The sequence below is a fragment of the Clostridium sp. ZBS15 genome, assembly GCF_023845705.1.
Classification (GTDB): domain Bacteria; phylum Bacillota; class Clostridia; order Clostridiales; family Clostridiaceae; genus Clostridium; species Clostridium aquiflavi.
The window spans coordinates 1-213 of the sequence record NZ_JAMQHY010000216.1; the positions used below are offsets into that span (position 1 = coordinate 1).

1 pseudogene is annotated in these 213 nt (G+C 59.6%); it reads left to right on the forward strand.

Annotated elements, in window-relative coordinates:
* A pseudogene (locus tag NG904_RS17755) lies at positions 1-213 on the forward strand (50S ribosomal protein L7/L12); the annotation flags it as partial.

Here is a 213-nt window from a genome sequence, read left to right on the forward strand (position 1 = left end):
ATCGAGCAGTTCAAGGAAATGACCCTTATCGAGCTCTCCGAGTTCCTGAAGGAATTCGAGGAGGTCTTCGACGTGACCGCTGCCGCTCCGGTTGCAGTTGCAGCAGCTGGCGCTCCGGGCGCTGCTGGCGACGCTCCGGCTGAGGAGGAGAAGGACGAGTTCGACGTCGTTCTCGAGGACGCTGGCGACAAGAAGATCGGCGTTATTAAGGCT